Source organism: Aliihoeflea aestuarii (assembly GCF_024105665.1).
GTDB classification, from domain to species: Bacteria; Pseudomonadota; Alphaproteobacteria; order Rhizobiales; family Rhizobiaceae; genus Aliihoeflea; species Aliihoeflea aestuarii.
Window position 1 is genome coordinate 430,029 of sequence record NZ_JAAAMK010000001.1, and the last position, 23,042, is coordinate 453,070.

Below are 23,042 nucleotides of genomic sequence, written 5' to 3' on the forward strand. Positions count from 1 at the left end.
CGATCCCCGTCAGCGCTTCTCGATCCAGTTGGCGAGCCTGTCCGCCGCTTCCTCGACATGGTCGAGGCGGCGATGGAAGCAGAGTCTCAGGAATTCCTCGCCGCCCGGGCCGAAGGCCGTCCCCGGCGCAAGGCCGACATTCGCCTCGTCCACGATCTCGAAGGCGGCACGTCGCGTGTCTTTGATGCCGTCGATCCTGAAAAACAGATAGAATGCACCCTGCGGCACCGTCAGGTCGACGCGGCCGGTGGCGAGCAGCCGTTGCGAGATCGCGTCGCGCGCGATCCGTGCGGCCTCGACTTCGCCGGCGATGAAACCGTCGCCCTGATCGAGCGCCGCGACCGCACCTTTTTGCAGGAAAGCGGGCGTTCCCGACGTCGAATATTGAATCAGGTTCTCGAAGGTCTGCTGGAGGTCGGGATGGATTTTCAGCCAGCCGACACGCCAGCCGGTCATCGCCCAGTTCTTGGAGAAGGAGTTGACGAAGATGATCCGGTCGTCGGGCCGCATCACGTCCATGAAGGAGGGCGCGCGCGGGCCGTCATAGTAGAACAGCGAATAGATTTCGTCGGCGATGATCCACAAATTGCGCTCGCGCGCGATGTCCAGAATGTCCTCAAGCGTTTCGCGGTCGGCGGTCCAGCCGGTCGGATTCGAGGGTGTGTTGACGAAAATCGCCTTGGTGCGCTCGCTCACCGCTTCCTCGATGCCGTCCACGTCGCAGTGCCAGCCATTGTCCGAATGCGCGAGCCGCACAGGCACCGGCACTGCGCCGGCCACGCCAAGGGCTGCGGGAAAGTTCGGCCAGGACGGCGACAGATAGATCACCTCGTCGCCGGCACCCGCGACTGCGTCGATCGCCAGTTGGATCGCCTGCATGCCCGAGCCGGTGACGATGAACTCTTCATGGCTGAAAGCCGGTCCGAAATGACGCTGGTAATAACGGGCCAGCGCATGGCGAAGCTCGGGGATACCGCGCTGCCAGGTGTAAAACGTCTCGCCGGCCGTGAGCGCCTCGATCGCGGCATTGGAAATGAAGTCAGGCGTCTTCTTGTCGCCCTCCCCCGCCCAGAGAGGAATGAGGCCGGGCTTGGTCCGCCCGTGATTGACGACGGCAACGATACCGCTTTCGGGCGCAAGCCGGGCTTCGCCACGCAGATGATCGAGTATGGACATTCATGCATTCCGTTGGAAACGCCCGGCCGGGAGAGCCGGGCGCTGAAAAGGATCAGCTCGGCCGCCGGGCCAACAGATCGCGGATTTCGGTCAAAAGAGCAACGTCGGCGGGCGGGGCCGGCGGCACGTCGGACACCTGTTCCTGGCGCTCCAGCTTGCGGCGCATATTGTTCACCATCTTCACCATCAAAAAGATGATCCAGGCGAGAATCAGGAAGTTGATGAGGACGGTGATGAAATTGCCATAGGCGAGCACCGCGCCTTGTTCTCGTGCAGCCGCAAGCGTGTTGGCGGTGACGCCGCCCGAAAGCGGCAGGAAATAGTTCGAGAAATCGACGCCGCCGCGAAAGATCATGCCGACGATGGGCATGACGACGTCATCCACGAGCGACGAGACGATCAGGCCGAACGCGCCACCGATGATGACGCCGACGGCAAGGTCCATGACGTTGCCCCTGGCGATGAATTCCTGAAATTCCTTGATCATGACGGCCTCACTGTCCCCTTGAGCCTTACGACGAGTAGGTGCGGCGGGCTGCCGCAGCACGCGCCAAGATAGCAGATGACGCGCGCGGCAGAAGATGCAATTTCGCCTGGCCTCATGAACGCCCCCGATGAGCCTCAAGTCCGATGGACACGTCGGTCGGCATATGGTTGCGTAAAACTCAGGAGGACCATATCGAAATGCAGGGCTGGGTGGTCGTCATCATCGCCATCGGCTACGTCACGCTCCTGTTCGGCGTGGCGAGCCTCGGCGACCGCCGTTCGGCGCGCAACGGGCCGGGCAAGGCGCGCCCCTACATCTATTCCGCCAGCCTCGCGATCTATTGCACGTCCTGGACGTTCTTCGGTTCGGTCGGGCTCGCCAGCGAACGCGGTTTCGAGTTTCTGGCGATCTATATCGGGCCGATTCTCGTCTTCGTATTCGGCTTCCCGCTGCTGCGGCACATCATGCGGCTGGCGAAATCGGAAAAGATCACGTCGATCGCCGATTTCATCGGCGCGCGCTACGGCAAGAGCTTCGCCGTCGCCTCCATCGCCACGATGATCGCCGTTATGGGCACCGTGCCGTATATCGCGCTTCAGCTAAAGGCGATTTCCGGCAGCGTCAGCCTCATGGTCGAACATTATAACGGCGCGCCGCCCTCGATCGATTTCGTCATCGGCGACATATCGCTGATCGTCACCGCACTGCTCGCGATCTTCGCGATGCTGTTCGGCACGCGTCACGCCGACGCGACGGAGCATCAGGACGGGCTCGTTCTCGCCGTCGCGGTCGAATCGATCGTCAAGCTCGCGGCGTTCCTTGCCGTCGGTATCGCCGTCTCGTTCTTCTTCTTCGGCGGCGTCGACGGGCTGGTCTCCGAAATCCGGGACTCTGCGCAGGCGATGGCGGCCTACGACTATCAAACGCCGCTCTCGACCTGGATCGTAATGACAGGGCTGTCCGCCATCGCCATCATCATGCTGCCGCGCCAGTTCTACGTGACGATCGTGGAGAACCGCTCCGAAAGCGAGTTGCGCACGGCAAGCTGGCTCTTCCCGGCCTATCTCGTCACCATCAACCTGTTCGTCATCCCGATCGCCTTCGCCGGCATCGCCATCATGGGTCCGGAGGTCAATTCCGACCTCTACGTCGTCTCACTGCCCCTCCTCTTCGGTCAGGACTGGCTGGCGCTTCTGGCTTTCATCGGGGGCCTTTCGGCCGCAACCGCTATGGTGATCGTCGCCAGCGTGGCGCTGTCGATCATGATCTCCAACGATATCGTCCTGCCGCTCTTCCTGCGCCGCATGGCCAAGCAGTACATGGCGGAACACGAAGACCTGTCCCAGCTCATCCTCAACATCCGCCGCGCCGCGATCTTCTTCATCCTCGTCGCGGCCTTCCTCTACTATCGCGAGATCACCAACAATACGCGGCTTGCCTCGATCGGCCTGATATCGTTCGCCGCCGTCGCGCAGTTCGCGCCGGCCTTCTTCGGCGGGCTGGTGTGGCGCGGGGCCAATGCGCGCGGCGCCGTCATCGGCATGCTGTCGGGCATCACGATCTGGGCCTACACGCTGCTCCTGCCCTCGCTCGCGCCGCCCGACACGGCGATCGTCCAGTTCGGCCTTTTCGGGCTGGAGGCGTTGCGTCCGCAATCGCTGTTCGGAACCGAAGCCGAACCGCTCGTCCATGGCGTGTTGTGGAGCCTGTCGATCAATACGCTGTTCTTCATGCTCGGCTCGTTCTCGCGCGCGTCCAAGCCGCTGGAGCGCATTCAGGCCGCGCTGTTCGTGCCCCGCGACGCCAATCCGATGCCGAGCTTCCGCCGCTTCCGGACGACGGTGACGGTCGAGGATTTGAAGGACACGATCGCGCGCTATCTTGGCACCGAGCGAACCGAACGCTCGTTCCAGAATTTCGAGGCGAAGCAGAGCCGGCCGCTTGCGGGCAGCGACCCGGCGAACATGGACGTGGTGCGCTTTTCCGAACAGCTTTTGACGAGCGCGGTCGGTTCCTCGTCGTCGCGGCTCGTCCTGTCGCTTCTCTTCCAGCGTCACGACCGCAGCCCGCGCGAGGCGCTGCGACTTCTCGACGACGCATCCGAGGCGCTTCAGCACAATCGCGACCTGTTGCAGATCGCGCTCGACCAGATGGAACAGGGTATCACCGTCTTCGATCGCGACTTCCGGCTGATCTGCTGGAACCGGCAGTACCGCTCGCTTTTCTACCTTCCCGATTCGATGGGGCGCGTCGGCGTCTCGCTCGACGAGATTCTCAGCCATCTCGCCGATCGCGGCGACATTTCCTACGACACGATCCACCAGACGATCGACCGGCTCGCTGCTTTCCGCTCACCGTGGCAAATCGAACTCAAGAGCACGGGCCGCATCATCGAATTGCGTTCCAACCCGATGCCGGACGGTGGCATCGTCGCGACCTATGCCGACATCACGCAGCGCGTCGAGGCCGACCTTGCGCTGAAACGCGTCAACGAGACCCTCGAAAACCGCGTCGCGCGTCGCACGGCCGAACTCACCCACGTCAACGAGGAACTGGCGCAGGCACAAATGCTGGCCGAAGAGGCGAATCTGGGCAAGACTCGCTTCCTGGCCGCGACAGGCCACGACATTCTCCAGCCGCTCAACGCGGCGCGGCTCTACTGCGCGTCGCTTGCCGAAAGCGTCGGAGAGGGATCGGTCGGGGATTCGGTGGCGAACATCGAATCGTCGCTGGATTCGGTCGAAACGATCCTCGGAGCGGTCCTCGACATCTCACGCCTCGACACCGGCGCGATGCGTCCGGTGGATACGACCTTCCGGCTCGACGGACTGCTGCGCCAGATCCAGACCGACTTTCAACCGCTGGCGCAGGAAAAGAAGCTCGACCTGCGCATCGTTCCCTCGCAACTTGCCGTGCGCACCGATCGCAATCTCCTGCGCCGGCTGGTGCAGAATCTCGTCTCCAATGCGATCAAATACACACGTTCCGGCACGGTTCTCGTTGGCGTCAAAAAGCGCGGCGACCTGCTGGAAATCCAGGTCCACGACACCGGCATCGGCATCGATTCCGATGAACTGAAAACGGTCTTTCGCGAATTCCTTCGGCTTGCGGACGGCGCGCGCGAGGCACAGGGGCTGGGCCTCGGCCTGTCCATCGTCGACCGCATCGCGCGGGTGCTGCGGCTGGAAATCCGCATTCACTCGGTCAAGGGCAAGGGCTCGTGCTTTTCAACGCTTTTGCCGATCGCCCAAGCCCCGCAGATCACCCACGCCGGCGAGCCGCGGGTGCCGGTCGGCGTCAACGTGCCGCTCGAAGGCGTTTGCGTGCTGTGCATCGACAACGAGCCACGCATTCTCGACGGCATGCGCAAGCTGCTCGAAGGGTGGCGCTGCAAGGTCGCGACCGCATCCGGCTCGACTGCCTTCGACCTCACCATGCCGGTGCCGGACGTGATTTTGGCCGATTATCACCTCGACGGCGAAGACGGCTTTGCGGCCATCGCGCGGGCGCGCGAAGTTTGGAATAGCGAGGTGCCGGCGATCCTCGTCACGGCCGACCGCTCCAACGACGTGCGCGAGCGCGCCGCCGTGCTCGACATCCCCGTCCTTCACAAGCCGGTCAAGCCGGCCGCGCTGCGCATGATGCTCACGCGCTACCGTAAGCTGGCGCCGGCGGCGGAGTGATCAGGCACTTGGCTGCGGTTCCGAACCGATCCGCGACAGGCGGATGACGGCCTGCGTGCGGCTGTCGACGCCGAGCTTTTGCAGGATCGCCGAGACATGTGCCTTGATCGTCGCCTCGGACACGCTCAGCTCATAGGCGATCTGTTTGTTGAGCAAGCCTTCGGCAAGCATGGTCAGGACGCGCGATTGCTGGGGGGTGAGCGATTGCAGGCGATGGATCAGATCGGACACTTCCGGGTCGCGCTCTTCGCCGAGCTCGATGTCGTCGGGCAGCGCGACGCCGCCTTCGAGCACCGTGGTCACGGCGTGGCGGATCTGGTCCATGCCGGCCGACTTCGAAATGAAACCCGCCGCACCGAGTTCGAGCGCGCGGCGCACCGTTTCGGCATCGTCCCGCGCCGATACCACGACAACCGGCACATTGGCGGAAATGCCGCGCAGGACGATCAGGCCCGACAGGCCGCTCGATCCGGGCATTGTCAGGTCGAGCAGGAGAAGGTCGATATCGTCATTGGCGACGACGCATGCCTTGGCGGCCTCGAAATCCCCGACCTCGTCGATCGTGGCTCCCTCGAATGAAGACAGCGCCTGCCGAAGCGCTCCGCGAAAAAGCGGATGGTCGTCGGCAATGACGAAGCGATGGCGCTGACCCAAAAACCCCTCCTTATTCCGGCTCCCGCGGTTTCGAGTTTAGCCGGATTGGCAGGTCGCGCTAGCATTTTTTGATCTGCCGCTGCGTTCAGGTCCGATCGGGCTGCGGCGTGCGGGGATCGTTCTCCCACTCCCTGACGATGTCGAAGAAGCTCTGGAAGAACCGGCGCATATAGCCAAGCGACTGCTCGAACTCCTGCTCGGACGGCAATGCGTTCTGGGCGGTGCCTTGCGCGCTTTCGAGCGCTTCGACGCGCCGCTCCAAATCATCGATGCGGTCTTCATAGGCAAGGCGTTCGTCGGTCGCCGTACGGCAGACGAGCTGGCCGGACTGTTCCTGGCAGACCGACATCTGCCCGGTCGTCGTGTCCATACGCACGAAGCCATCCTCCGTGCGCTCCATGCGGTAGCGTTCGGTTTCCTGTGCCAGTGCGGGGGTTGCAAGCATCGCGGCGATGCCGGCGAGAAGAGGCAGAAGGCGCATGATGTGGTCCTCCGAAAGACGCGGGTTGCGGATAAATGACCCGAAGAACCCGGCACTTCCATGGCAGCGCTTTTCATCGCGCGCAGGCGGGGCTATAGCCGGCCCATGAGCACATTGATCTACAAGATCGTTCCGGCAGCACTGTGGCGGAAAGCCGAGGCACAGGGGCGTTTCGACGGCGCGCCCGTCGATCTCACCGACGGGTACATTCACTTTTCGACCGCCGCGCAGGTGCGCGAAACGGCGGCCAGGCACTTCGCCGGACAGGACGATCTGGTCCTCGTCGCGGTGGACGGTGAGACGCTGGGCCACGCGCTTCGCTACGAGGTTTCGCGCGGCGGCGACCTCTTCCCGCATCTTTATGCGCCGCTCGACCCGGCGCTTGCGGTCCGGGTCGTGCCCCTGCCGCTCGAAGCAAACGGCGCGCACCGCTTTCCGGATCTGTCCGCATGAACTCGTTCTATCGCAGTTTCGCCCGCCCGTTCCTGTTCGGGCTCGATGCCGAGCGCGCACACGGCCTGTCCATCGCAGGCTTGAAAAGCGGCGTTCCAGTCTGTGCCCCTCCCCCGGCGGACACACGGCTGCGCGTCACGATTGCGGGGCTTTCCTTTCCCAACCCGCTCGGCATGGCGGCCGGATACGACAAGAATGGCGAGGTTCCCGATGCGCTTCTGCGGCTCGGCTTCGGCTTTGCCGAAATCGGCACCGTGACGCCGAAGCCGCAGGCGGGAAATCCAAAGCCACGCATCTTCCGGCTGGTCGCGGACGAGGCCATCGTCAACCGGCTCGGCTTCAACAACGAGGGTCACGAAGCGTGCCTTGCCCGGCTCAAGGCGCGGCGAAACGCAAAAGGCATCGTCGGGGTCAATATCGGAGCCAACAAGGACAGCGCCGACCGAATCGCGGATTACGCGGCCGGGGTCGAGCGCTTCGCCGATGTCGCTTCGTATCTCACCGTCAACATTTCCTCCCCCAACACGCCCGGCCTGCGCGACCTGCAAACGCGCGCCAGCCTCGAGGAACTGCTCGGCGCCGTCGCCGCCGCGCGCGGAGCGCGCACGACACCGATCTTTCTGAAGATCGCGCCCGACCTTGCCGAAGGCGACCTCGAGGATATCGCGCAGACCGTTCTCGCGAAGGGGATCGACGGCATCATCGTTTCCAACACCACGCTGTCGCGCAACGGGTTGACCAGCGGCGAGGCACGGGAAGCCGGCGGCGTTTCGGGTCGGCCGCTCTTCGAACGCGCCACGATCATGCTTGCGAAGATGCGCCGGCTCGTCGGTCCGGACCTGCCGCTGATCGGGGTCGGCGGGGTCGATTCCGCAGATACGGCGATCGAGAAGATGAGGGCCGGTGCCGATCTCGTCCAGTTTTACACGGGCATGGTCTATGGCGGGCCGACGCTGCCGGGTGAAATCGTGCGCGGGATGAGCGCGTTCGCAGCGCGGGAGAAACTGACTTCCATCCGAGATATTCGCGACAGCCGGACCGATCATTGGGCGGGGCAAAATCCGGACTGAGGCTTTTCGCGGCCCGGATCGCACCTATCTCATGGCACGATGACCCTGCCTATCGTCCATCACCCCGACTACGACGCGCAGTTTTCCGCCGATCATCGCTTTCCGATGAGCAAATATGCGCGGCTGATCAAGGTGCTTCGCGACAAGGGCCTCGCCCGCCCAGACAATGAGCACCGGCCCGACCTTCCGGGCTTCGACATGCTCGCGCGGGCGCATGCGGGCGACTACGTTCAGGCCGTGCTCGATTGCACGGTGCCGCGCCCGATAGAGCGCGAGATCGGGTTTCCGGTCGACGCGCGCGTATCGCGCCGTGCACAGCTCGCCAGCGCCGGCACGCTGCTTGCAGCAAGGCTTGCACTCGACCACGGCCTTGCCTGCAACGCGGCCGGCGGCAGCCATCACGCAAGACGGGCGCAGGGGGCTGGCTTCTGCACCTTCAACGATGTCGCGGTGGCCGCGCTCGCGCTCCTCGCTGAAGGTGCCATCTCTCGCGCGCTCGTCGTCGATCTCGACGTGCATCAGGGTGACGGCACGGCCGAAATCCTGATGGGGGACAGCCGTGTCTTCACGTTTTCGATGCACGCGGCGAAGAACTATCCGCTGCGCAAGGCCGTGTCGGACCTCGACGTGGCGCTGGACGACGGCATCGAGGACGAGGCGTATCTGGCCGAGCTCGCGCGCATGCTGCCATTGATTGCCGATCACGCAAAACCGCAGATCGTCTTCTACAATGCCGGGGTCGACCCGCATCGCGACGATCGATTGGGGCGTCTTGCACTCTCGGATGAAGGCCTGCGTGCCCGTGATCGAGCCGTCATCGGCTACTTCCGGGAACGAAACATTCCGGTGTGCGGCGTCATCGGCGGCGGCTATTCGAAAGATGTCGACGCGCTCGCCGCGCGACATGCGATTCTGTTCGAGACAGCAGCCGAATTCGCCTGATCAGCCCTTGCGATAGCTCAAAAGCCTGATGATGAAAAAGGCCGGCACGACCAGCACCGCTCCGAGCAGGAAATAGTCGATAAACCGTCCAAACGCGGCAAAGCCGGTGTTGTAGAGGTGCAGGAAGAAATCGCGGACACCGTAGATGATGCCATAGGGCGACCAGCCCATGACGCTCATGACGATGCCGACCAGAAACGAAATCACGATCAGCTTGACCAGAACCCGCAAGGGGCTGTCGCCGAGAAAGCGGTTCACTGCCGACATGTCGCGTCTCCGTTGGTAGGGGTGCGCACATACGCATTGGCGGCCCCGCGTTCAAGCTATCGTGACGCGCCGCAGGCTGGCGGAAGCACTTTCTTAACCTCGATGAAACACGTTCCGGCGCATTCAATTAAACTTGTCCAAAGCCTGGAGCCTGAAATGACCCGACTTCTCGCCGCCGTTCTCGTCGCGACAACGCTGTCCGGTTGCGGATCGACGCCTGCCATGCGCACGGCGAGCGGTGCGATGATCGGTGCCGGCTCGGGTGCCGTTGCGGGATCGCTGATCGCAGGCTCCACGGGCGCAATCGTCGGCGGTCTCGGAGGTGCTGCCGCAGGCGCGGTCATCGGAGCCGGGCACTGATCGGCTGCTCGCTTGACTTATCCAGCTAAATTCCAATAAACGCTATCGGCTAACATGCTAATTGTCCGAATCGTCCTGTACCGGCGAAGCGTCTGGGAAGGAATTTCAGCTTGTCCTCGGCTTTTGCTACTGATGAACAGCTTGCGCATGCTCCCAGCCGCTATTTGACATATATGGCGGTCGCCGCTGCCGCGCTTGCGCTGCTCATCGTCATTCCGTTTTTTCTCAATTCTGAATTGCAGATATTCTACCTGAGCGAAGGTGGACCTGTTCAGGTCTTTTCGGCCGCCGCGTATCTGGTCGTCACGACGATGCTCATTCGGGAGATGGACGGCGCAGCCTTGCGCGAATATTGGTTCCTGCCAGTGATCCCGCTGGCCATGTGTCTTCGCGAGATGGACTTTCACGCGCATTTCACCACGTACAGCATAACGAAAACACTTCTTTACGTTTCCCCGGAAGTAGCGCTCGCGGAAAAAATATTCGGAGTGTTCGTTTTCGCCGTTCTCGGCGTGGCGGGTTATCTGCTCGTCGCCCGTTGCGGCAAGGCATTTTTGCACGGCCTGCGCAGCCTCGACATCGCCTGTCTGGCAGTGGCTGCGGCCATCATCAGCGCGGTTGCGTCGAAGGCACTCGACGGAGCCGCCAGCAATCTCGGATTCCTCGGCATCGACGTTCAGTCGACGCTGCTATCGGTGGTTTTCGAAGAAGTCCTCGAACTGGGAATCCCGGTTTTCCTCGCCATCGCGGTGTTCGCGTATTTCGATCGACGGCAGCCAGCCCCCCGGTCGTTCAACGCGCGGTAACGGCTTCGATCCAAGCATAACTTGGGCTTCACAATGCCAACCGATGATCGGTTTGGAGCGGGTGAAGGGAATCGAACCCTCGTATTCAGCTTGGGAAGCTGCTGCTCTACCATTGAGCTACACCCGCGACAGGCCCATTAATCTGCGAGGGCAAAGGCGCCGTCAAGCGCATTTGTGACCGATCGCAGGTTGACGCGGCGCGCGCGCTCGGCGAGTGGTGCGGCGAATTTCCTCCATTCAGGACGCCCGACGTGACCCGCCTAAAAATGCTCATCGAATCGCGCCGGTTCGAAATGCTCATCACGCTGCTGATCATCGTCAACGCGATCACGCTGGGGCTGGAAACTTCGGCGGCCGTGATGGCGCGGTTCGGACCTCTGCTGCTCCTGATCGACCGCCTCGTCCTCGTCATATTCGTGGCGGAGCTGGCGGCGCGCGCACTCGTCTACCGAAGCCGCTTCTTCAACGATCCATGGCGCGTCTTCGACCTGCTGGTGGTCGCCATCGCCCTGATGCCAGCGACGGGCAACCTGTCTGTCCTGCGCGCGCTGCGCATCCTGCGCGTCCTGCGTATCGTCAGTGTCGTGCCGTCGTTGCGCCGGGTCGTCGGCGGCCTCGTAGCCGCCCTGCCCGGCATGGGCTCGATCGTGCTCCTTCTGGCGCTGGTGTTCTACGTCTTCGCCGTGATGGCCACGAAGCTTTTCGCCGCATCGTTCCCCGAATGGTTCGGCAATATCGGCGAGAGCGCCTATACGCTGTTCCAGATCATGACGCTGGAAAGCTGGTCGATGGGCATCGTGCGGCCGGTAATGGAGGTTTATCCCTGGTCGTGGCTTTATTTCATTCCCTTCATCGTCACGACATCCTTCGCTGTCCTCAATCTCTTCATCGGTATCATCGTATCGGCCATGCAGGACGAACATGAATCGACCGCGTCAGAGGAGCGATCGCAGATGAAGGACGAGCAGGATATGATCCTGCAGGAAGTGCGCGCCATGCGCGAGGAAATCCGCGCCCTCAGGGCTGACGGAAATGCTTTGACAGTTTCAGGCCCTGCGCCTGATAGTTCGACTTGAGATCGGTGCCGTAAAGCGCGGCCGGCCGCTCCAGCATATGCTCATAGACCAGGCGGCCGACCGTCTGGCCATGTTCGAGGATGAACGGGACCTCGTGGCTGCGCACTTCAAGCACGGCGCGGCTGCCCGTGCCGCCGGCAGCCGAATGGCCGAAGCCGGGATCGAAGAAGCCGGCATAATGGACGCGAAATTCGCCGACGAGCGGATCGAACGGAGTCATCTCGGCTGCGTGGTTCGGCGGCACATGCACAGCCTCGCGGCTGACGAGGATGTAGAACTCGTCCGGGTCGAGGATCAGTTCCCTGGCTCCGCGATCGTGGATCGGCTCCCAGAAATCGAACAAATCCTGCGCGGCGCGCTTGTCGACATCGACGACGGCCGTGTGGTGCTTGCCGCGATAGCCGATCAGGCCCGCATCGTCGCCGGTCAGGTCGATCGACAGCGCGATGCCGCCGCCGGAAATATCGGGCGTTTCCGACGCGACCAGCGTTTCCGACGTGTGGAGATCGTGAAGCGCAGTCTCGTCAAGCAGCGCATTGCCGATGCGAAACCGGATCTGCGAGAGGCGCGAACCGGTGCGCACGACGATCGGGAAGGTGCGCGGGCTGATTTCGAGAAAGAGCGGACCGTTGTAGCCGGCGGGAATCTTGTCGAACTCGGCACCGTAATCGGTCATCACGCGGGTGAAGATGTCGAGCCGGCCGGTCGAGCTTTTCGGGTTCGCCGACGCCGCGACCTTGTCGGGCAGCGCGAGCGTTTCGAGGATCGGGACGATGTAGACGCAGCCCGTTTCGAGCACCGCGCCGGCCGTCAGGTCGAATTCGTGCAGCTTCAGGCGGTCGAGCTTGTCCGACACGCGGCTTGCCGCACCCGGCAGAAAGCTTGCGCGCACCCGGTAGGCTTTCGTGCCCAGACGCAAATCGAGGCTGGCGGGCTGAATCTGGTCGTCATCGAGCGCCCGGTCGCAGGCAAGCGCCCCGCTGTCGAACAATTCCCTGATCTGCCTGTCCGGCAATATTCCCGTCTGGCGCACGCCCGGCTCCCCACTCGACTGGGGCGAGGTTTAAACACGCCGCGAATTGACGCAAGGCGAGAAAGCCTATAGATGGCCTTTTATCCCGTGGTGATTTGCCGGTCGGCTTGCAGCCACGTAAAACAAGTCGCTAAAGGACCGTAAGCCCGTAAAGGGTGTGTGGACCGGCGCGACTTTTCGCGGCCGGTTTTTTTGTGTCTGGATGAAGCCTGATGACGAAATCGAACGAACAGAACTGGAAGCCCGCCACGCAACTCGTCCATGGCGGCACGATGCGCTCGCAGTTCGGCGAGACGTCCGAGGCGATCTATCTGACGCAGGGATTTCTTTACGACAGTTCGGAAGCTGCCGAAGCGCGCTTCAAGGGCGAAGAGCCGGGCTTCATCTATTCGCGCTATGCCAATCCCACCGTCGACATGTTCGAAAAGCGCATGTGCGCGCTTGAGGGCGCGGAAGATGCGCGCGCCACGGCATCGGGCATGGCGGCGATCTCGGCGGCGCTCCTGTGTTCGGTGAAAGCCGGCGACCATGTCGTTGCCGCCCGCGCGCTGTTCGGTTCGTGCCGCTGGGTGGTCGAGACGCTGATGCCCAAATACGGCATCGAGTCCACGCTCGTTGACGGGCGCGACCTGAAAGCCTGGGAGGACGCCGTGAGGCCGAACACCAAGCTGTTCTTCCTCGAAAGCCCGACCAATCCCACGCTGGAGGTGGTCGACATCGCAGCCGTCGCGAAAATCGCGGATGCGGCGGGTGCGCGGCTGGTGGTCGACAACGTCTTCGCAACGCCCTTGCAGCAAAAGCCGCTCGAGCTTGGCGCGCATGTCGTCGTCTATTCGGCGACCAAGCATATCGACGGTCAGGGACGGTGTCTGGGCGGCGTCATCCTTTCGGACAAGGAATGGATCGATGCGAACCTGCACGATTATTTCCGACATACCGGACCGAGCCTGTCGCCGTTCAACGCGTGGACGCTGCTGAAGGGACTGGAAACGCTGCCGATCCGCGTCAGGCAGCAGACCGAAAACGCCGCGCGCGTCGCGGACCATCTGGCCAGCCACCCGAAGATCGAGCGCGTCATCTATCCCGGCCGCAAGGATCACCCGCAGGCGGAAATCATCGCGCGCCAGATGAAGGGCGGCTCGACGCTCGTCTGCTTCGACGTGACAGGCGGCAAGGCCGGTGCGTTCGGATTCCAGAACGCGCTCGGGCTTGTCGGGCTTTCAAACAATCTGGGCGATGCGAAAAGCCTGATCACCCATCCGGGGACCACAACGCACAAGAACCTGACCGAGGAGGCGCGCGCCGATCTCGGCATCCGCCCATCTACGGTGCGGCTTTCGCTGGGGCTGGAAGACGCCGACGACATCATCGCGGACATCGACCGAGCGCTGGAGGCGATCTAGCGAAAAACCTGTCCAGCCAGGATGATACGCGACAGGGCGGTGTAGACGCAAAGCGCCGCGAACACATAGGCAAGCATCGGAAACCATACCGGAAACAGGCAGAAGGCGACGAAGAAGGCGATGGTTTCGCTTGCCTCCATCAGACCTGTCGTGAAGAAAAGCGATTTTTTGCCACGGGTCTCGGTCGACAATCCGCGCCGTTCGGCCATGACCGAATAGGCAAGGAAGCTCGAACCGTTGACGTAGAAGGACAGGATCAGGACGGCGCCGGCGACCGCGTTCGCGGATGGATCGGCCAGCACGAAGCCGAGCGGAATCGCGCCGTAGAAGGCGAAATCGAGAACGATATCCAGATAGCCGCCGAAATCGGTCTTTCGCGTCTGCCGCGCGATCGCGCCGTCGAGCCCGTCGCCGATCCGGCTGGCGAGCAACAGGACGAGGCCAAGGAGATAGGCTTCGAAAGCGATCGCCCCGGCGGCGGCGAGACCGACGGCGAAACCTGCCAGCGTCACCGCGTCCGCACTGACGCTGCGCTCGACGAGCATGCGCGCGACGCGATCCAGCAGCGGATCGATCGCCGGTTTCAGCCAGCCGTCCAGCATGCGTCGTTCTCCAATTGCCTAGCTTCACCTATCACAATTTCGCCAAGTGGGGTTCATGCGCCGTGAACTTACCGAAATGGCTCGCTATGAAGGCTGAAAGGCAACAGGCACATGTATCGCGCAACCACCCAAGGCATAGAAATCACCGTCGAGCCGTTCTATCTGGAAGAACGTTCGGAGCCTATGGAACAACGCTATTTCTGGGCTTATCGCGTGACTATCGCAAATCGCGGCGACAACGGCGTCAAGTTGGTGTCGCGCCATTGGCGGATCACCGACGCGACCGGCCACCTTGAAGAGGTTCGCGGCCCGGGCGTCGTCGGCGAACAGCCGGAACTCGAGCCGGGCGACACCTTTCAGTATACGTCGGGCTGTCCGCTTACGACATCTTCCGGGTTCATGGAGGGCGACTATACGATGCGCGACGAAACCGGGCAGGAGTTCGAGGTCGCCATCCCGCCATTTTCGCTCGATCTGCCCGGCGTGCATCGCTCGGTCAACTGATCTCGTTTTCTTCGGTCAGGGGAAACAGGTCGCGATCCACCAGAGCGCGACCGAACCGGTACATGATGTCCGCCGCCAGTGGGCGATCCGCGCCGAGAAAGCGATTGTAGGACATGCCTGCGGCGAAGTTCATCCGCTGCGCCGCTTCCGGGTCGATCTGGTGGATGGCCTGCGCCAGGAGAACGGCGATCTCGCAGACGGCCTGCGCAATTTCTTCCTCCTGGCCGGCGGAAGGAAGGGTCATCGCGGTTCCGATCGGCTTTTATGGTCGGACCATCCTGCCATCGGGACAGTTTCGGCTTTGCTAACTACCGAACGGACCCGCAGCGCCACTGCCGCAGTCGGGATTGGACCACTCGTCACACGGAGACCCTGCACCCTGGTCACGCCCGATCGTGTCGGAGGTGACGAGTTCAGCGAAGCCTACCGCGAAGCCCGCAACGACGAGCCAGATTATCGCCAATCTTAAAAGCATGTTCCATCCGGTAGCGTTGCCCCCCGCTTGCCGAATTCGAGGCCAGTGTGCAACCGCCAGCTTGATGAAGCTTTAATTCAACCGTTAACAAATACGGCGCAAATATGGCCTATTGCTCGACGCAAATCGCCAGCGGCTCGGCATCCGCGCCCGCCAGTTCATCGAACAGCGATGCCTCATTTCCCTTGTTCCACCACACGAACCGGTCGCCGACATAGCGAACTCCGGAGCCGGATATGGCGGCGGACGCGACATAACGCTCGCCCTCCCAGTCGAAGATCGCCAGGGAGGCGCTTGCGCCATTCACATAGCGCACATTCATCACCGGCCCGCCTTCGCAGGCGTAGCTGACGGTTTTATCTTCGATCTCGCCGGGCAAATCGAGCGTCACCTCGCCCGCATGCGCCGAACCTGCCAGAAGCATCAGACCGATCGCGATGACAAATTCGCGCATGCCAATCTCCTCAATTCGAAGCGGCGAACTCCGCTGGATCGAATTCGTATCGCGTCGAACAGAATTCGCACGATACGCTGATCTTGCCACCCTCGATGCTATCCGCGATTTCCTCCGCGGTGAACCCTTCGAGGATGTTCCGGATCTTGTCGCGCGAACAGGAGCAATCGTCGACGACTTCGGTGCCTTCGAAGACGCGTGCGCCATGCTCGTTGAACAGCCGGTAAAGCAGGCGCTCGGGCGCGACGGTCGGATCGGCCAGTTCGTCGGCTTCCACGGTGGAAACGAGCGCCTGAACCTCGGCCCAGGCGTCATCGATCATGTCGTCGACCTCTTCCAAGTCGCCGTCGCCGCCCGGAAGGTCGGGCATGCGAAGACGCTCCGGCGACTCGGGCAGGAACTGCGCGAGCAGCCCGCCGGAGCGCCAGTGACCGTCAAAACCGTTCTCGCCCTTAACCATTTGGCGCGCGACCGAGAGGCGAACCTCGGTCGGTATCTGCTCCGATTGACGGAAATAGGTGCGTGCGGCGTCCTCCAGCGAAGTCGCATCGAGTTGCACGATGCCCTGATAGCGCTGCATATCCTGGCCCTGATCGATAGTCAGCGCAAGGACGCCCTTGCCGAGAAGATCGGCGGAAGACGCCTTGCCCTCTTCCACCGCATCGGCGACCGCATCGGCATCGAAGCTCGCATAGGCGCGCAACGATCCCGGCGTCGTGAAATCGGCGACCAGCATGTCGACCGGACCGTCCGAACGGGTCTGCAGGATGAACTTGCCGTCGAACTTCAACGAAGTGCCCAGAAGAACCGTCAGCGTCATCGCCTCGGCGAGAAGGCGCGCGACGGCATCGGGATAGTCGTGCCGACCAAGTATTGTATCGAGGATCGGGCCAAGCTGGACCACGCGGCCGCGCGCATCGAGCGGGCCGACCTCGAAGGGAACGACTGTATCATCTCCGGCGAAACCGAAATCGCCGAGCCTCGTCTCATGTGCAGACACGGAAACAATCCTATTCTCAAGCCGCCGCTTCATGCGGACGGCTTCCTGAACGTCTCAGGGCTTTCTTTGCTTGCCCGCCACATAGGTGCGGCAGGCAGGCCGATCAAGCGTTGAAGCACCACGCCAATATCGCCTTTTGCGCGTGAAGCCGGTTTTCCGCTTCGTCGAAGACGACCGAGTTCGGGCCGTCGATGACCTCGTCGGTGACTTCCTCGCCCCGGTGGGCGGGCAGGCAGTGCATGAAGAGTGCGTCTGGCTTCGCCTTGGCCATCAATCCGGCGTTGACCTGATAGGGCTGGAAGACGTTGTGGCCGCGCGCGCGATGCTCCTGGTTCATCGAAACCCACGTATCGGTCACCACGCAGTCGGCGCCCTCGACGGCCGCCGCAGCGCTTGGATGGAAGGCGACGCGACCGCCATTCGCCGTCGCCCATTCGATGAACTTCGCGTCCGGCTCGCTTCCGCCGGGAACCGCGATGTTCAGCCGGAAGTCGAAGCGGGCAGACGCTTCCGCCAGCGAATGAAGCACATTGTTGCCGTCGCCCGTCCACGCGAACAGGCGATCCTTGACCGGGCCGCGATGCTCCTCATAGGTCAACAGGTCGGCCATGATCTGGCATGGATGGGTATCGTCCGTCAGCCCGTTGATGACCGGCACGCTGGCATGTTCGGTCATCTCGGCCAACCGCGCATGATCGGTCGTGCGCATCATGATGGCGTCGACGTAACGCGACAGGACGCGCGCGGTGTCCGCTATCGTCTCGGAGCGGCCAAGCTGCATTTCCGTTCCCGTCAGCATCAAGGTCTCGCCGCCGAGCTGTCGCATGCCGACGTCGAACGACACACGCGTACGCGTCGACGGTTTGTCGAAGATCATGGCGAGCACCTTGCCGTCCAGCGGACGTTCGCGCTCGCCGGATTTGAGACGCGTCTTGCGCGCGCGCGCGTCATCGAGGATCGCGCGCAGGTCGGCGCTCGAAACGGTGGAAAGGTCTGTGAAATGCCGGAAATTCGAAGTCATGATCCCGTTTCTCAAGCGGCCGAGCCGGTCTGTTGCGCCGTCTGCGCCGTCAAGTCCGACGCCGCCTCTCGAATGGCGTCGATACCGAGGCGGATTTCCTCGTCCGTAACGGTAAGCGGGGGCAAAAGACGAATGACGTTGTCGCCGGCCGGTACGGCGAGGAATTTACGGGCGCGCAGGGCTGCGGTCACGTCGGCATTCGGCAACCGGCATTTGATGCCGAGCATCAGGCCGGAACCGCGAACGGTTTCGAACACGTCCGGATATTCGTCGATGATCGATGCCAGCGCCTGCTTCATCAACAGCGCCTTGCGGCTCACTTCGTCGAGAAATCCGTCCTCGAGCACCACGTCGAGCACGGCGTTGCCGACCGCCATGGCCAGCGGATTGCCGCCGAACGTCGTGCCGTGCACGCCGGGCTTCATGCCCGCCGCCGCATCGTCGGTCGCGAGGCAGGCGCCCATCGGGAAGCCGCCGCCGATGCCCTTGGCGATCGCCATGATATCGGGCGCGGCACCCGACCACTCATAAGCAAAGAGCTTGCCGGTCCGGCCGATCCCGCTTTGCACCTCGTCGTAGATCAAAAGCAGTCCGTGCTTGTCGCAGAGCGCCCGCAGGCGGTTCAGCGCATCGGCTTCCATCGGCCGGATGCCGCCCTCGCCCTGCACGGGTTCGATCAGGATCGCGGCGGCCTCGTCGGTGATCGCCTTTTCTGCCGCGTCGAGATCGCCGAACGGGACCTGATCGAAGCCCTGCACCTTGGGGCCGAAACCTTCCAGATATTTCGGCTGGCCGCCAGCGGCGATGGTCGCGAGCGTGCGGCCGTGAAAAGCCCCCTCGAAGGTGATGACGCGATAGCGCTCCGGCTGGCCGTTGGCGAAATGATACCGGCGCGCCGTCTTCACGGCGCATTCCAGCGCTTCGGCGCCGGAATTGGTGAAAAACACCTTGTCGGCGAAGGTTGCCTCCACAAGTCGTTCGGCAAGCCGCGTCTGGCCGGGAATCTCATAGAGATTGGAAACGTGCCACAGCGTCCGGGCCTGCGACGTCAACGCCTCCACCAGATGCGGGTGGCAATGGCCGAGCGAATTGACGGCAATGCCGGCCGCAAAATCCAGGTAGCGCTCGCCCGTATCGGTGATCAGCCACGATCCCTCGCCGCGCTCGAAGGTCAGGGGCGCGCGGGCATATGTGGTATAAAGGGCGGAACCGCTCATGGCGTCACTCCGGGGTCAGGTGGCGATCAGAAATAAAAAATCCGCCTCAAGGGGCGGGTTTCAGTCAGCTTTATCGAGATTCAGAACGCGACTGTCAATTCTCCACAACGCAGCGTCATCTGAACCACGCATCTTGGGGGCAGCCGGCATCGAAACGGTCCCAAGTTGGGGAAAACCAAAAAAACAGAATCACTGTGTCCGGCCGACTCTTGTCACCGAGTCAGCGCATATTGTAGTTTCCGGGCAGATAAGAACTAGATTTCGTGCGGCGGATCTAATCACCAAGTTCAACGCGGTGCCCAACCGGCCATTGCCCGGGCGGGAATGGATTCGGATTCCGCACATCACTTAGGAGCGTGTCGCCATGAACTGGACCGACGAGCGGGTTGAACTTCTCAAGAAGCTATGGTCCGAGGGCCTCAGCGCCAGCCAGATCGCGACCCAACTCGGCGGCGTCAGCCGCAACGCGGTCATCGGCAAGGTGCACCGGCTGAAACTGTCGGGACGCGGACGCGCATCCTCCGCGACGCCGCGAGCCAAGAAGACGGCTCCTTCGGCACCGAAGGGTCCGCGGCCGAGCCGGCCGGTCACCACTTCGATCGGTGCGACGGCGCTTCAGGCGCGTTTCGACGCCGAGCCGGACGTGGCGCCCGCGCCGCGCCTTTCGAGCGTGGTCGTTCCTATCTCGCGCAATCTCACTTTGCTCGACCTCTCCGAACGCACCTGCAAATGGCCGAACGGCGACCCGCTGGCCGAGGAATTCTCCTTCTGCGGAAACGATGTCGGCGAAGCAGGCCCCTATTGCGGCTATCACTCGCGCGTCGCCTATCAGCCGGTCGCGGAGCGTCGGCGCAGCCGATAGAACCAGGTCAAGGAACCGCCCGACTATTCGTTAGCGCAGAGCCGCGTCCAGCATGACGCGGTGGCTTGCGTCCTCCTTCGGACGCTCTGCCGGCAATTGCCGTCCCGTCACGATGAAATAGACCGTCTCCACAATGTTCGTGGCGTGATCGCCGATCCGCTCGATGTTCTTGGCGCAGAACAGAAGATGCGTGCAGGCCGTAATGTTGCGCGGGTCTTCCATCATGTAGGTGAGGAGTTCGCGGAACAGCGACGTGTACATCTGGTCGATATGCTCGTCGCGGTCGCGGATGAAAGGGACGCGCTCGACCGAGCGGGTCGCGTAGAGATCCAGCACATCCTTCAATTGAGTGAGTGCGAGGTCCGAAAGCGCCTCCAGCCCGCGAAACAGGCGCGGCGGCTGGCGCGTTTCGGAGATCGCGGCGACGCGCTTGCCGATGTTCTTGCCCATGTCCCCGACGCGCTCGAGGTCCGCGGCGATCCGGATCGCGCTCAGGATTTCGCGCAGATCGCCGGCCATCGGCTGGCGACGGGCGATCAGTTGGACAGCCTTCTCGTCGATTTCACGATGGGCCTCGTCGAGCGCCTTGTCAGCCTCCACCACACGCCGCGCCAACGCCAGATCGGCATTGACCAGCGCGGCAACGGACTGCTCGACCATACGCTCCGCCTGCCCGCCCATTGCAGCGATGCGTGCTCCCAGCTTGGCAAGGTCTTCGTCGTATGCACGAACGATGTGGGCCGAATTCATTCAACCGCTCCGGAATCGATTTGCTCCAACCTATCGCTTACGCATGACGGAAAAAAGAACCCGCAACATCCGTAGCGCAAAGGCGCGCAAAACAGGTCAATAACAGCAACGACCGATCCTGTCGGGCATCTCCAGTTTCGAAACGGCGTTAATACAAATCACGGAAACATTTCGACTGGACATCCATTTCCACACAACCTTATGGTGCAATCGGTAAAGTTGCGGCAAGGGCGGGGGCCTGTCATGACAATCGAGTTGGAAGCTGCCTTGCGCAACCGTCCGAAGTAGTTCGAGCAACCGGCATGCTTCGGGAGCAGGATGCAGAGCGACACTGCGGCGATGTCGACGGTGATTTCGCAATTTTACCGGCGCGAGACGCCACAAGCAGACGCCTTGCACCCCATCCGTGGGAAAAGATCACGGACAGCCTCGGTATCGGGCGGGACGACCTTGGCGCCGCCCTCGACCGCGCGAGCGGCAACGGAACCAGCCTTCCCGAAGAACTTTTCGCCGCCCATCTGGTGACGCAGGAGCGCTATTGCCGCGCCCTGGCAGACCTGCTCGGACTTCGCTTCGAACACCAGATCCATCCGTCTCTCATCGTCATGAAGGACGCTGCCGGGCTCGAACTCCTGTCGCGATCATCCGACTTTCCTTACATTCGCTATTACGGCAACGACGCGCCGATCTTGTGGTCGCCTGTAAACATGCGACCGGCCGATGCGATCCGGCTCGTGTCGGGCAAGCCGGAACTAGCGGCACGGCTGCGCATCGTCACACCGGAGTCTTTGCGTCTGGCAATCCAGGCGCGCAGCCGGGCGTCGTTGATGAGTCTGGCCGTCGACGGGTTGGCGCGGACATTCCCGGACTTCTCCGCCCAGCGGGTCGTTTCCGGCTGGCAAGGCTTCGTTGCGGGTCTGCTGATCGCGGGCACGGCGACGTTCGCCTGGCTTGCTCCGGCATTGCTCTCGATCACCCTGCACGTCATGGGAAGCTTGGCTTTCCTCGCCTGCGTTGCGCTGCGAATTGCCGCCGCCTGCACGGCAAGGCCCCTGAAACTCGCACGCATATCGGAAGCCGATCCGAATGATCTGCCGGTTTATTCCGTGCTCGTCGCCTTGCGCAACGAGGCGCAGATCGTTCCGGAGCTTCTGGTTGCTCTTGGAAAGCTGGACTGGCCGCGCACGAAACTGGAAATCAAGCTGGTCTGCGAAAGCGACGATCCCACGACGCTCGCAGCTTTGCGCGCGCACGAATTGCATCCTTGTATCGAGATCATCGTGGTGCCGGCGGCCGATCCACGCACCAAGCCCAAGGCGCTGGCCTACGCCCTGCCCCAGTGCAAGGGCGAATTCGTGGTGCTTTACGATGCCGAGGATCGCCCCTCGCCCATGCAACTGCGCGAGGCATGGGACCGTTTCAGCCGCAGCGGGCCGGAACTCGCCTGCCTGCAAGCACCGCTCGTCGTTTCGCGTTCGCGCAAACTGCTGCCGAACCTCTTCGCCTTCGAATATGCGGCCCTGTTTCGCGGGCTTCTGCCAAAGCTCGCAGACTGGCAGGCTTTCATCCCGCTCGGCGGAACTTCCAACCATTTCCGCCGCGAGGCGCTGGACGCAGTCGGTGGGTGGGACCCGTTCAACGTGACCGAGGATGCGGATCTGGGCCTGCGGCTGACACGGTGCGGCTATCGGATCGGGATGATCTCGCATCCGACGCACGAAGACGCTCCGGCCGACTATGCGACATGGCTCCCGCAGCGCACGCGCTGGTTCAAAGGCTGGATGCAGTCCTGGTTGGTTCACATGCGCAGTCCGCGCTCCCTGCTGCGCGATCTCGGGACAGGAAATTTCGCCCTGATGCAAATCCTGTTCGCCGGCATGGTGCTTTCGGCGCTCGCGCATGTGTTCTTCGTCGCGACGATCGTCATTCTTGCTTTGCTTCTGGCAACCGGCGCGCCTTTGCCGACGCACCACGCGGCCATTTTGATGCTCGACATCTTCAACATCACCTGTGGCTATGCCGCCTTCCTCCTGCTTGGAAGGCGCACGCTTTCACCGGCGGAGCGCAAGGGATTCTGGAAGATTGCGCTGGCGACGCCAGTGTACTGGCTGGCGCTGTCCCATGGTGCGTGGCGGGCGGTCTGGCACCTCATTCGCCGCCCGCATCTCTGGGAGAAAACCTTCCATCCGCCCAAGCACCGTCTCGTGCCTGTGCGCGACAGGCTTTCGCACTGATCCGCAGCCTTCCGATTTGGCGAGGGCATGGT

The 23,042-nt window shown here is 62.6% G+C and carries 24 protein-coding genes, 1 tRNA gene and 1 riboswitch; of the genes, 11 read left to right on the forward strand and 14 right to left on the reverse strand.

Features of this window, described 5'->3' with window-relative positions; translation table 11 throughout:
- Positions 1-9: 9 nt before the first annotated feature.
- Positions 10-1,176: a pyridoxal phosphate-dependent aminotransferase gene (locus GTW25_RS02130; protein ID WP_252910327.1), complete on the reverse strand. Its 1,167-nt coding sequence runs from the start codon at positions 1,174-1,176 to the stop codon at positions 10-12.
- A 52-nt stretch (positions 1,177-1,228) separates the two neighbouring features.
- Entirely contained in the window at positions 1,229-1,663 is a 435-nt protein-coding gene (mscL, locus tag GTW25_RS02135; RefSeq protein WP_252910328.1) for a large conductance mechanosensitive channel protein MscL, read from the reverse strand.
- A 197-nt stretch (positions 1,664-1,860) separates the two neighbouring features.
- On the opposite strand from mscL, the gene GTW25_RS02140 reads away from it, so the two are divergent.
- Positions 1,861-5,346 carry a PAS domain-containing hybrid sensor histidine kinase/response regulator gene (locus tag GTW25_RS02140; protein WP_252910329.1) on the forward strand — a complete coding sequence of 1,162 codons (3,486 nt, stop codon included), beginning with the start codon at positions 1,861-1,863 and terminating at the stop codon, positions 5,344-5,346.
- On the opposite strand, the gene GTW25_RS02145 is transcribed toward GTW25_RS02140, so the two are convergent.
- Together GTW25_RS02145 and GTW25_RS02150 are read right to left on the reverse strand one after the other, a co-directional pair.
- Positions 5,347-6,000, reverse strand: a complete 654-nt coding sequence (locus GTW25_RS02145) for a response regulator transcription factor (protein WP_252910330.1) — start codon at positions 5,998-6,000, stop codon at positions 5,347-5,349. It lies immediately after the preceding gene.
- 85 nt (positions 6,001-6,085) lie between these two features.
- Positions 6,086-6,481 (reverse strand): hypothetical protein, encoded by a 396-nt coding sequence (locus GTW25_RS02150; RefSeq protein ID WP_252910331.1) that lies wholly within the window; start codon positions 6,479-6,481, stop codon positions 6,086-6,088.
- Between the two features lie 105 nt (positions 6,482-6,586).
- Between GTW25_RS02150 and GTW25_RS02155 the strand changes: the two genes are divergently transcribed.
- The 3 genes from GTW25_RS02155 to GTW25_RS02165 are packed head-to-tail and all read left to right on the forward strand — an operon-like array spanning position 6,587 to position 8,946.
- Complete coding sequence (locus tag GTW25_RS02155; RefSeq protein WP_252910332.1) at positions 6,587-6,934, forward strand: DUF952 domain-containing protein; 348 nt, start codon at positions 6,587-6,589, stop codon at positions 6,932-6,934.
- On the forward strand, positions 6,931-8,004 hold the full coding sequence (locus GTW25_RS02160) for a quinone-dependent dihydroorotate dehydrogenase (protein ID WP_252910333.1): 1,074 nt from the start codon (positions 6,931-6,933) through the stop codon (positions 8,002-8,004). Before GTW25_RS02155 ends, GTW25_RS02160 begins: the two co-directional genes overlap by 4 nt.
- A gap of 39 nt (positions 8,005-8,043) precedes the next feature.
- On the forward strand, positions 8,044-8,946 hold the full coding sequence (locus GTW25_RS02165; RefSeq protein WP_252910334.1) for a histone deacetylase family protein: 903 nt from the start codon (positions 8,044-8,046) through the stop codon (positions 8,944-8,946).
- Here GTW25_RS02165 and GTW25_RS02170 read toward each other — a convergent pair whose 3' ends face one another.
- Positions 8,947-9,213, reverse strand: coding sequence for a DUF6460 domain-containing protein (locus GTW25_RS02170; RefSeq protein ID WP_252910335.1), 267 nt, complete (start codon positions 9,211-9,213; stop codon positions 8,947-8,949).
- Between the two features lie 156 nt (positions 9,214-9,369).
- Between GTW25_RS02170 and GTW25_RS02175 the strand changes: the two genes are divergently transcribed.
- Both GTW25_RS02175 and GTW25_RS02180 read left to right on the forward strand, forming a co-directional pair.
- Complete coding sequence (locus GTW25_RS02175) at positions 9,370-9,573, forward strand: YMGG-like glycine zipper-containing protein (RefSeq protein WP_252910336.1); 204 nt, start codon at positions 9,370-9,372, stop codon at positions 9,571-9,573.
- Positions 9,574-9,899: 326 nt separating this feature from the next.
- On the forward strand, positions 9,900-10,379 hold the full coding sequence (locus GTW25_RS02180; protein ID WP_252910337.1) for a hypothetical protein: 480 nt from the start codon (positions 9,900-9,902) through the stop codon (positions 10,377-10,379).
- 53 nt (positions 10,380-10,432) lie between these two features.
- Here GTW25_RS02180 and GTW25_RS02185 read toward each other — a convergent pair.
- Positions 10,433-10,506, reverse strand: a tRNA-Gly gene (locus tag GTW25_RS02185).
- A 124-nt stretch (positions 10,507-10,630) separates the two neighbouring features.
- On the opposite strand from GTW25_RS02185, the gene GTW25_RS02190 reads away from it, so the two are divergent.
- Positions 10,631-11,455, forward strand: a complete 825-nt coding sequence (locus GTW25_RS02190) for an ion transporter (protein WP_252910338.1) — start codon at positions 10,631-10,633, stop codon at positions 11,453-11,455.
- On the opposite strand, the gene GTW25_RS02195 is transcribed toward GTW25_RS02190, so the two are convergent.
- Positions 11,397-12,488, reverse strand: a complete 1,092-nt coding sequence (locus tag GTW25_RS02195; RefSeq protein ID WP_252910339.1) for a 2'-deoxycytidine 5'-triphosphate deaminase — start codon at positions 12,486-12,488, stop codon at positions 11,397-11,399. The two genes, GTW25_RS02190 and GTW25_RS02195, sit on opposite strands and share 59 nt — an antisense overlap.
- A 77-nt stretch (positions 12,489-12,565) precedes the next feature.
- Positions 12,566-12,642, forward strand: a riboswitch (SAM riboswitch).
- Between the two features lie 58 nt (positions 12,643-12,700).
- Here GTW25_RS02195 and GTW25_RS02200 point away from each other — a divergent pair.
- Positions 12,701-13,891, forward strand: coding sequence for an O-succinylhomoserine sulfhydrylase (locus GTW25_RS02200; RefSeq protein ID WP_252910340.1), 1,191 nt, complete (start codon positions 12,701-12,703; stop codon positions 13,889-13,891).
- Here GTW25_RS02200 and GTW25_RS02205 read toward each other — a convergent pair.
- The gene (locus tag GTW25_RS02205; RefSeq protein WP_252910341.1) at positions 13,888-14,493 is read right to left on the reverse strand and encodes a CDP-alcohol phosphatidyltransferase family protein; all 606 of its coding nucleotides are present in this window, start codon (positions 14,491-14,493) and stop codon (positions 13,888-13,890) included. The genes GTW25_RS02200 and GTW25_RS02205 overlap by 4 nt on opposite strands.
- A 111-nt stretch (positions 14,494-14,604) precedes the next feature.
- Here GTW25_RS02205 and apaG point away from each other — a divergent pair, with 111 nt between their 5' ends.
- Entirely contained in the window at positions 14,605-14,997 is a 393-nt protein-coding gene (gene apaG, locus GTW25_RS02210; RefSeq protein WP_252910342.1) for a Co2+/Mg2+ efflux facilitator ApaG/CorD, read from the forward strand.
- Here apaG and GTW25_RS02215 read toward each other — a convergent pair.
- The 5 genes from GTW25_RS02215 to GTW25_RS02235 all read right to left on the reverse strand — a co-directional run bounded on the left by GTW25_RS02215 (position 14,990) and on the right by GTW25_RS02235 (position 19,164).
- Positions 14,990-15,241: a hypothetical protein gene (locus tag GTW25_RS02215; protein WP_252910343.1), complete on the reverse strand. Its 252-nt coding sequence runs from the start codon at positions 15,239-15,241 to the stop codon at positions 14,990-14,992. The genes apaG and GTW25_RS02215 overlap by 8 nt on opposite strands.
- A gap of 340 nt (positions 15,242-15,581) precedes the next feature.
- A complete protein-coding gene (locus GTW25_RS02220; protein ID WP_252910344.1) occupies positions 15,582-15,926 on the reverse strand; it encodes an MliC family protein in 345 nt (114 codons plus the stop codon).
- Between the two features lie 10 nt (positions 15,927-15,936).
- Positions 15,937-16,959 carry an Hsp33 family molecular chaperone gene (locus GTW25_RS02225; RefSeq protein ID WP_252910345.1) on the reverse strand — a complete coding sequence of 341 codons (1,023 nt, stop codon included), beginning with the start codon at positions 16,957-16,959 and terminating at the stop codon, positions 15,937-15,939.
- A 70-nt stretch (positions 16,960-17,029) separates the two neighbouring features.
- Positions 17,030-17,947, reverse strand: coding sequence for an ornithine carbamoyltransferase (argF, locus tag GTW25_RS02230; RefSeq protein ID WP_252910346.1), 918 nt, complete (start codon positions 17,945-17,947; stop codon positions 17,030-17,032).
- 11 nt (positions 17,948-17,958) lie between these two features.
- Complete coding sequence (locus GTW25_RS02235) at positions 17,959-19,164, reverse strand: aspartate aminotransferase family protein (protein WP_252910347.1); 1,206 nt, start codon at positions 19,162-19,164, stop codon at positions 17,959-17,961.
- A 364-nt stretch (positions 19,165-19,528) separates the two neighbouring features.
- On the opposite strand from GTW25_RS02235, the gene GTW25_RS02240 reads away from it, so the two are divergent.
- Positions 19,529-20,026, forward strand: a complete 498-nt coding sequence (locus tag GTW25_RS02240) for a GcrA family cell cycle regulator (protein WP_252910348.1) — start codon at positions 19,529-19,531, stop codon at positions 20,024-20,026.
- A gap of 30 nt (positions 20,027-20,056) precedes the next feature.
- Here GTW25_RS02240 and phoU read toward each other — a convergent pair whose 3' ends face one another.
- A complete protein-coding gene (phoU, locus tag GTW25_RS02245; RefSeq protein ID WP_252910349.1) occupies positions 20,057-20,776 on the reverse strand; it encodes a phosphate signaling complex protein PhoU in 720 nt (239 codons plus the stop codon).
- Between the two features lie 302 nt (positions 20,777-21,078).
- Here phoU and GTW25_RS02250 point away from each other — a divergent pair, with 302 nt between their 5' ends.
- The gene (locus GTW25_RS02250; RefSeq protein WP_252910350.1) at positions 21,079-23,010 is read left to right on the forward strand and encodes a glycosyltransferase family 2 protein; all 1,932 of its coding nucleotides are present in this window, start codon (positions 21,079-21,081) and stop codon (positions 23,008-23,010) included.
- Positions 23,011-23,042: the final 32 nt, after the last annotated feature.

Bases quoted from the DNA above. Each gene is read 5' to 3' on its own strand.
- GTW25_RS02160 (WP_252910333.1), top strand. From the start codon at position 6,931: ATGAACTCGTTCTATCGCAGTTTCGCCCGCCCGTTCCTGTTCGGGCTC.
- GTW25_RS02155 (WP_252910332.1), top strand. From the start codon at position 6,587: ATGAGCACATTGATCTACAAGATCGTTCCGGCAGCACTGTGGCGGAAA.
- GTW25_RS02235 (WP_252910347.1), bottom strand. From the start codon at position 19,164: ATGAGCGGTTCCGCCCTTTATACCACATATGCCCGCGCGCCCCTGACC.
- GTW25_RS02150 (WP_252910331.1), bottom strand. From the start codon at position 6,481: ATGCGCCTTCTGCCTCTTCTCGCCGGCATCGCCGCGATGCTTGCAACC.
- GTW25_RS02180 (WP_252910337.1), top strand. From the start codon at position 9,900: ATGGACGGCGCAGCCTTGCGCGAATATTGGTTCCTGCCAGTGATCCCG.
- mscL (WP_252910328.1), bottom strand. From the start codon at position 1,663: ATGATCAAGGAATTTCAGGAATTCATCGCCAGGGGCAACGTCATGGAC.
- GTW25_RS02215 (WP_252910343.1), bottom strand. From the start codon at position 15,241: ATGACCCTTCCTTCCGCCGGCCAGGAGGAAGAAATTGCGCAGGCCGTC.
- GTW25_RS02225 (WP_252910345.1), bottom strand. From the start codon at position 16,959: ATGAAGCGGCGGCTTGAGAATAGGATTGTTTCCGTGTCTGCACATGAG.
- GTW25_RS02170 (WP_252910335.1), bottom strand. From the start codon at position 9,213: ATGTCGGCAGTGAACCGCTTTCTCGGCGACAGCCCCTTGCGGGTTCTG.
- GTW25_RS02140 (WP_252910329.1), top strand. From the start codon at position 1,861: ATGCAGGGCTGGGTGGTCGTCATCATCGCCATCGGCTACGTCACGCTC.
- argF (WP_252910346.1), bottom strand. From the start codon at position 17,947: ATGACTTCGAATTTCCGGCATTTCACAGACCTTTCCACCGTTTCGAGC.
- phoU (WP_252910349.1), bottom strand. From the start codon at position 20,776: ATGAATTCGGCCCACATCGTTCGTGCATACGACGAAGACCTTGCCAAG.
- GTW25_RS02220 (WP_252910344.1), bottom strand. From the start codon at position 15,926: ATGCGCGAATTTGTCATCGCGATCGGTCTGATGCTTCTGGCAGGTTCG.
- GTW25_RS02200 (WP_252910340.1), top strand. From the start codon at position 12,701: ATGACGAAATCGAACGAACAGAACTGGAAGCCCGCCACGCAACTCGTC.
- GTW25_RS02130 (WP_252910327.1), bottom strand. From the start codon at position 1,176: ATGTCCATACTCGATCATCTGCGTGGCGAAGCCCGGCTTGCGCCCGAA.
- GTW25_RS02165 (WP_252910334.1), top strand. From the start codon at position 8,044: ATGACCCTGCCTATCGTCCATCACCCCGACTACGACGCGCAGTTTTCC.
- GTW25_RS02250 (WP_252910350.1), top strand. From the start codon at position 21,079: ATGCTTCGGGAGCAGGATGCAGAGCGACACTGCGGCGATGTCGACGGT.
- GTW25_RS02240 (WP_252910348.1), top strand. From the start codon at position 19,529: ATGAACTGGACCGACGAGCGGGTTGAACTTCTCAAGAAGCTATGGTCC.
- GTW25_RS02175 (WP_252910336.1), top strand. From the start codon at position 9,370: ATGACCCGACTTCTCGCCGCCGTTCTCGTCGCGACAACGCTGTCCGGT.
- GTW25_RS02205 (WP_252910341.1), bottom strand. From the start codon at position 14,493: ATGCTGGACGGCTGGCTGAAACCGGCGATCGATCCGCTGCTGGATCGC.
- apaG (WP_252910342.1), top strand. From the start codon at position 14,605: ATGTATCGCGCAACCACCCAAGGCATAGAAATCACCGTCGAGCCGTTC.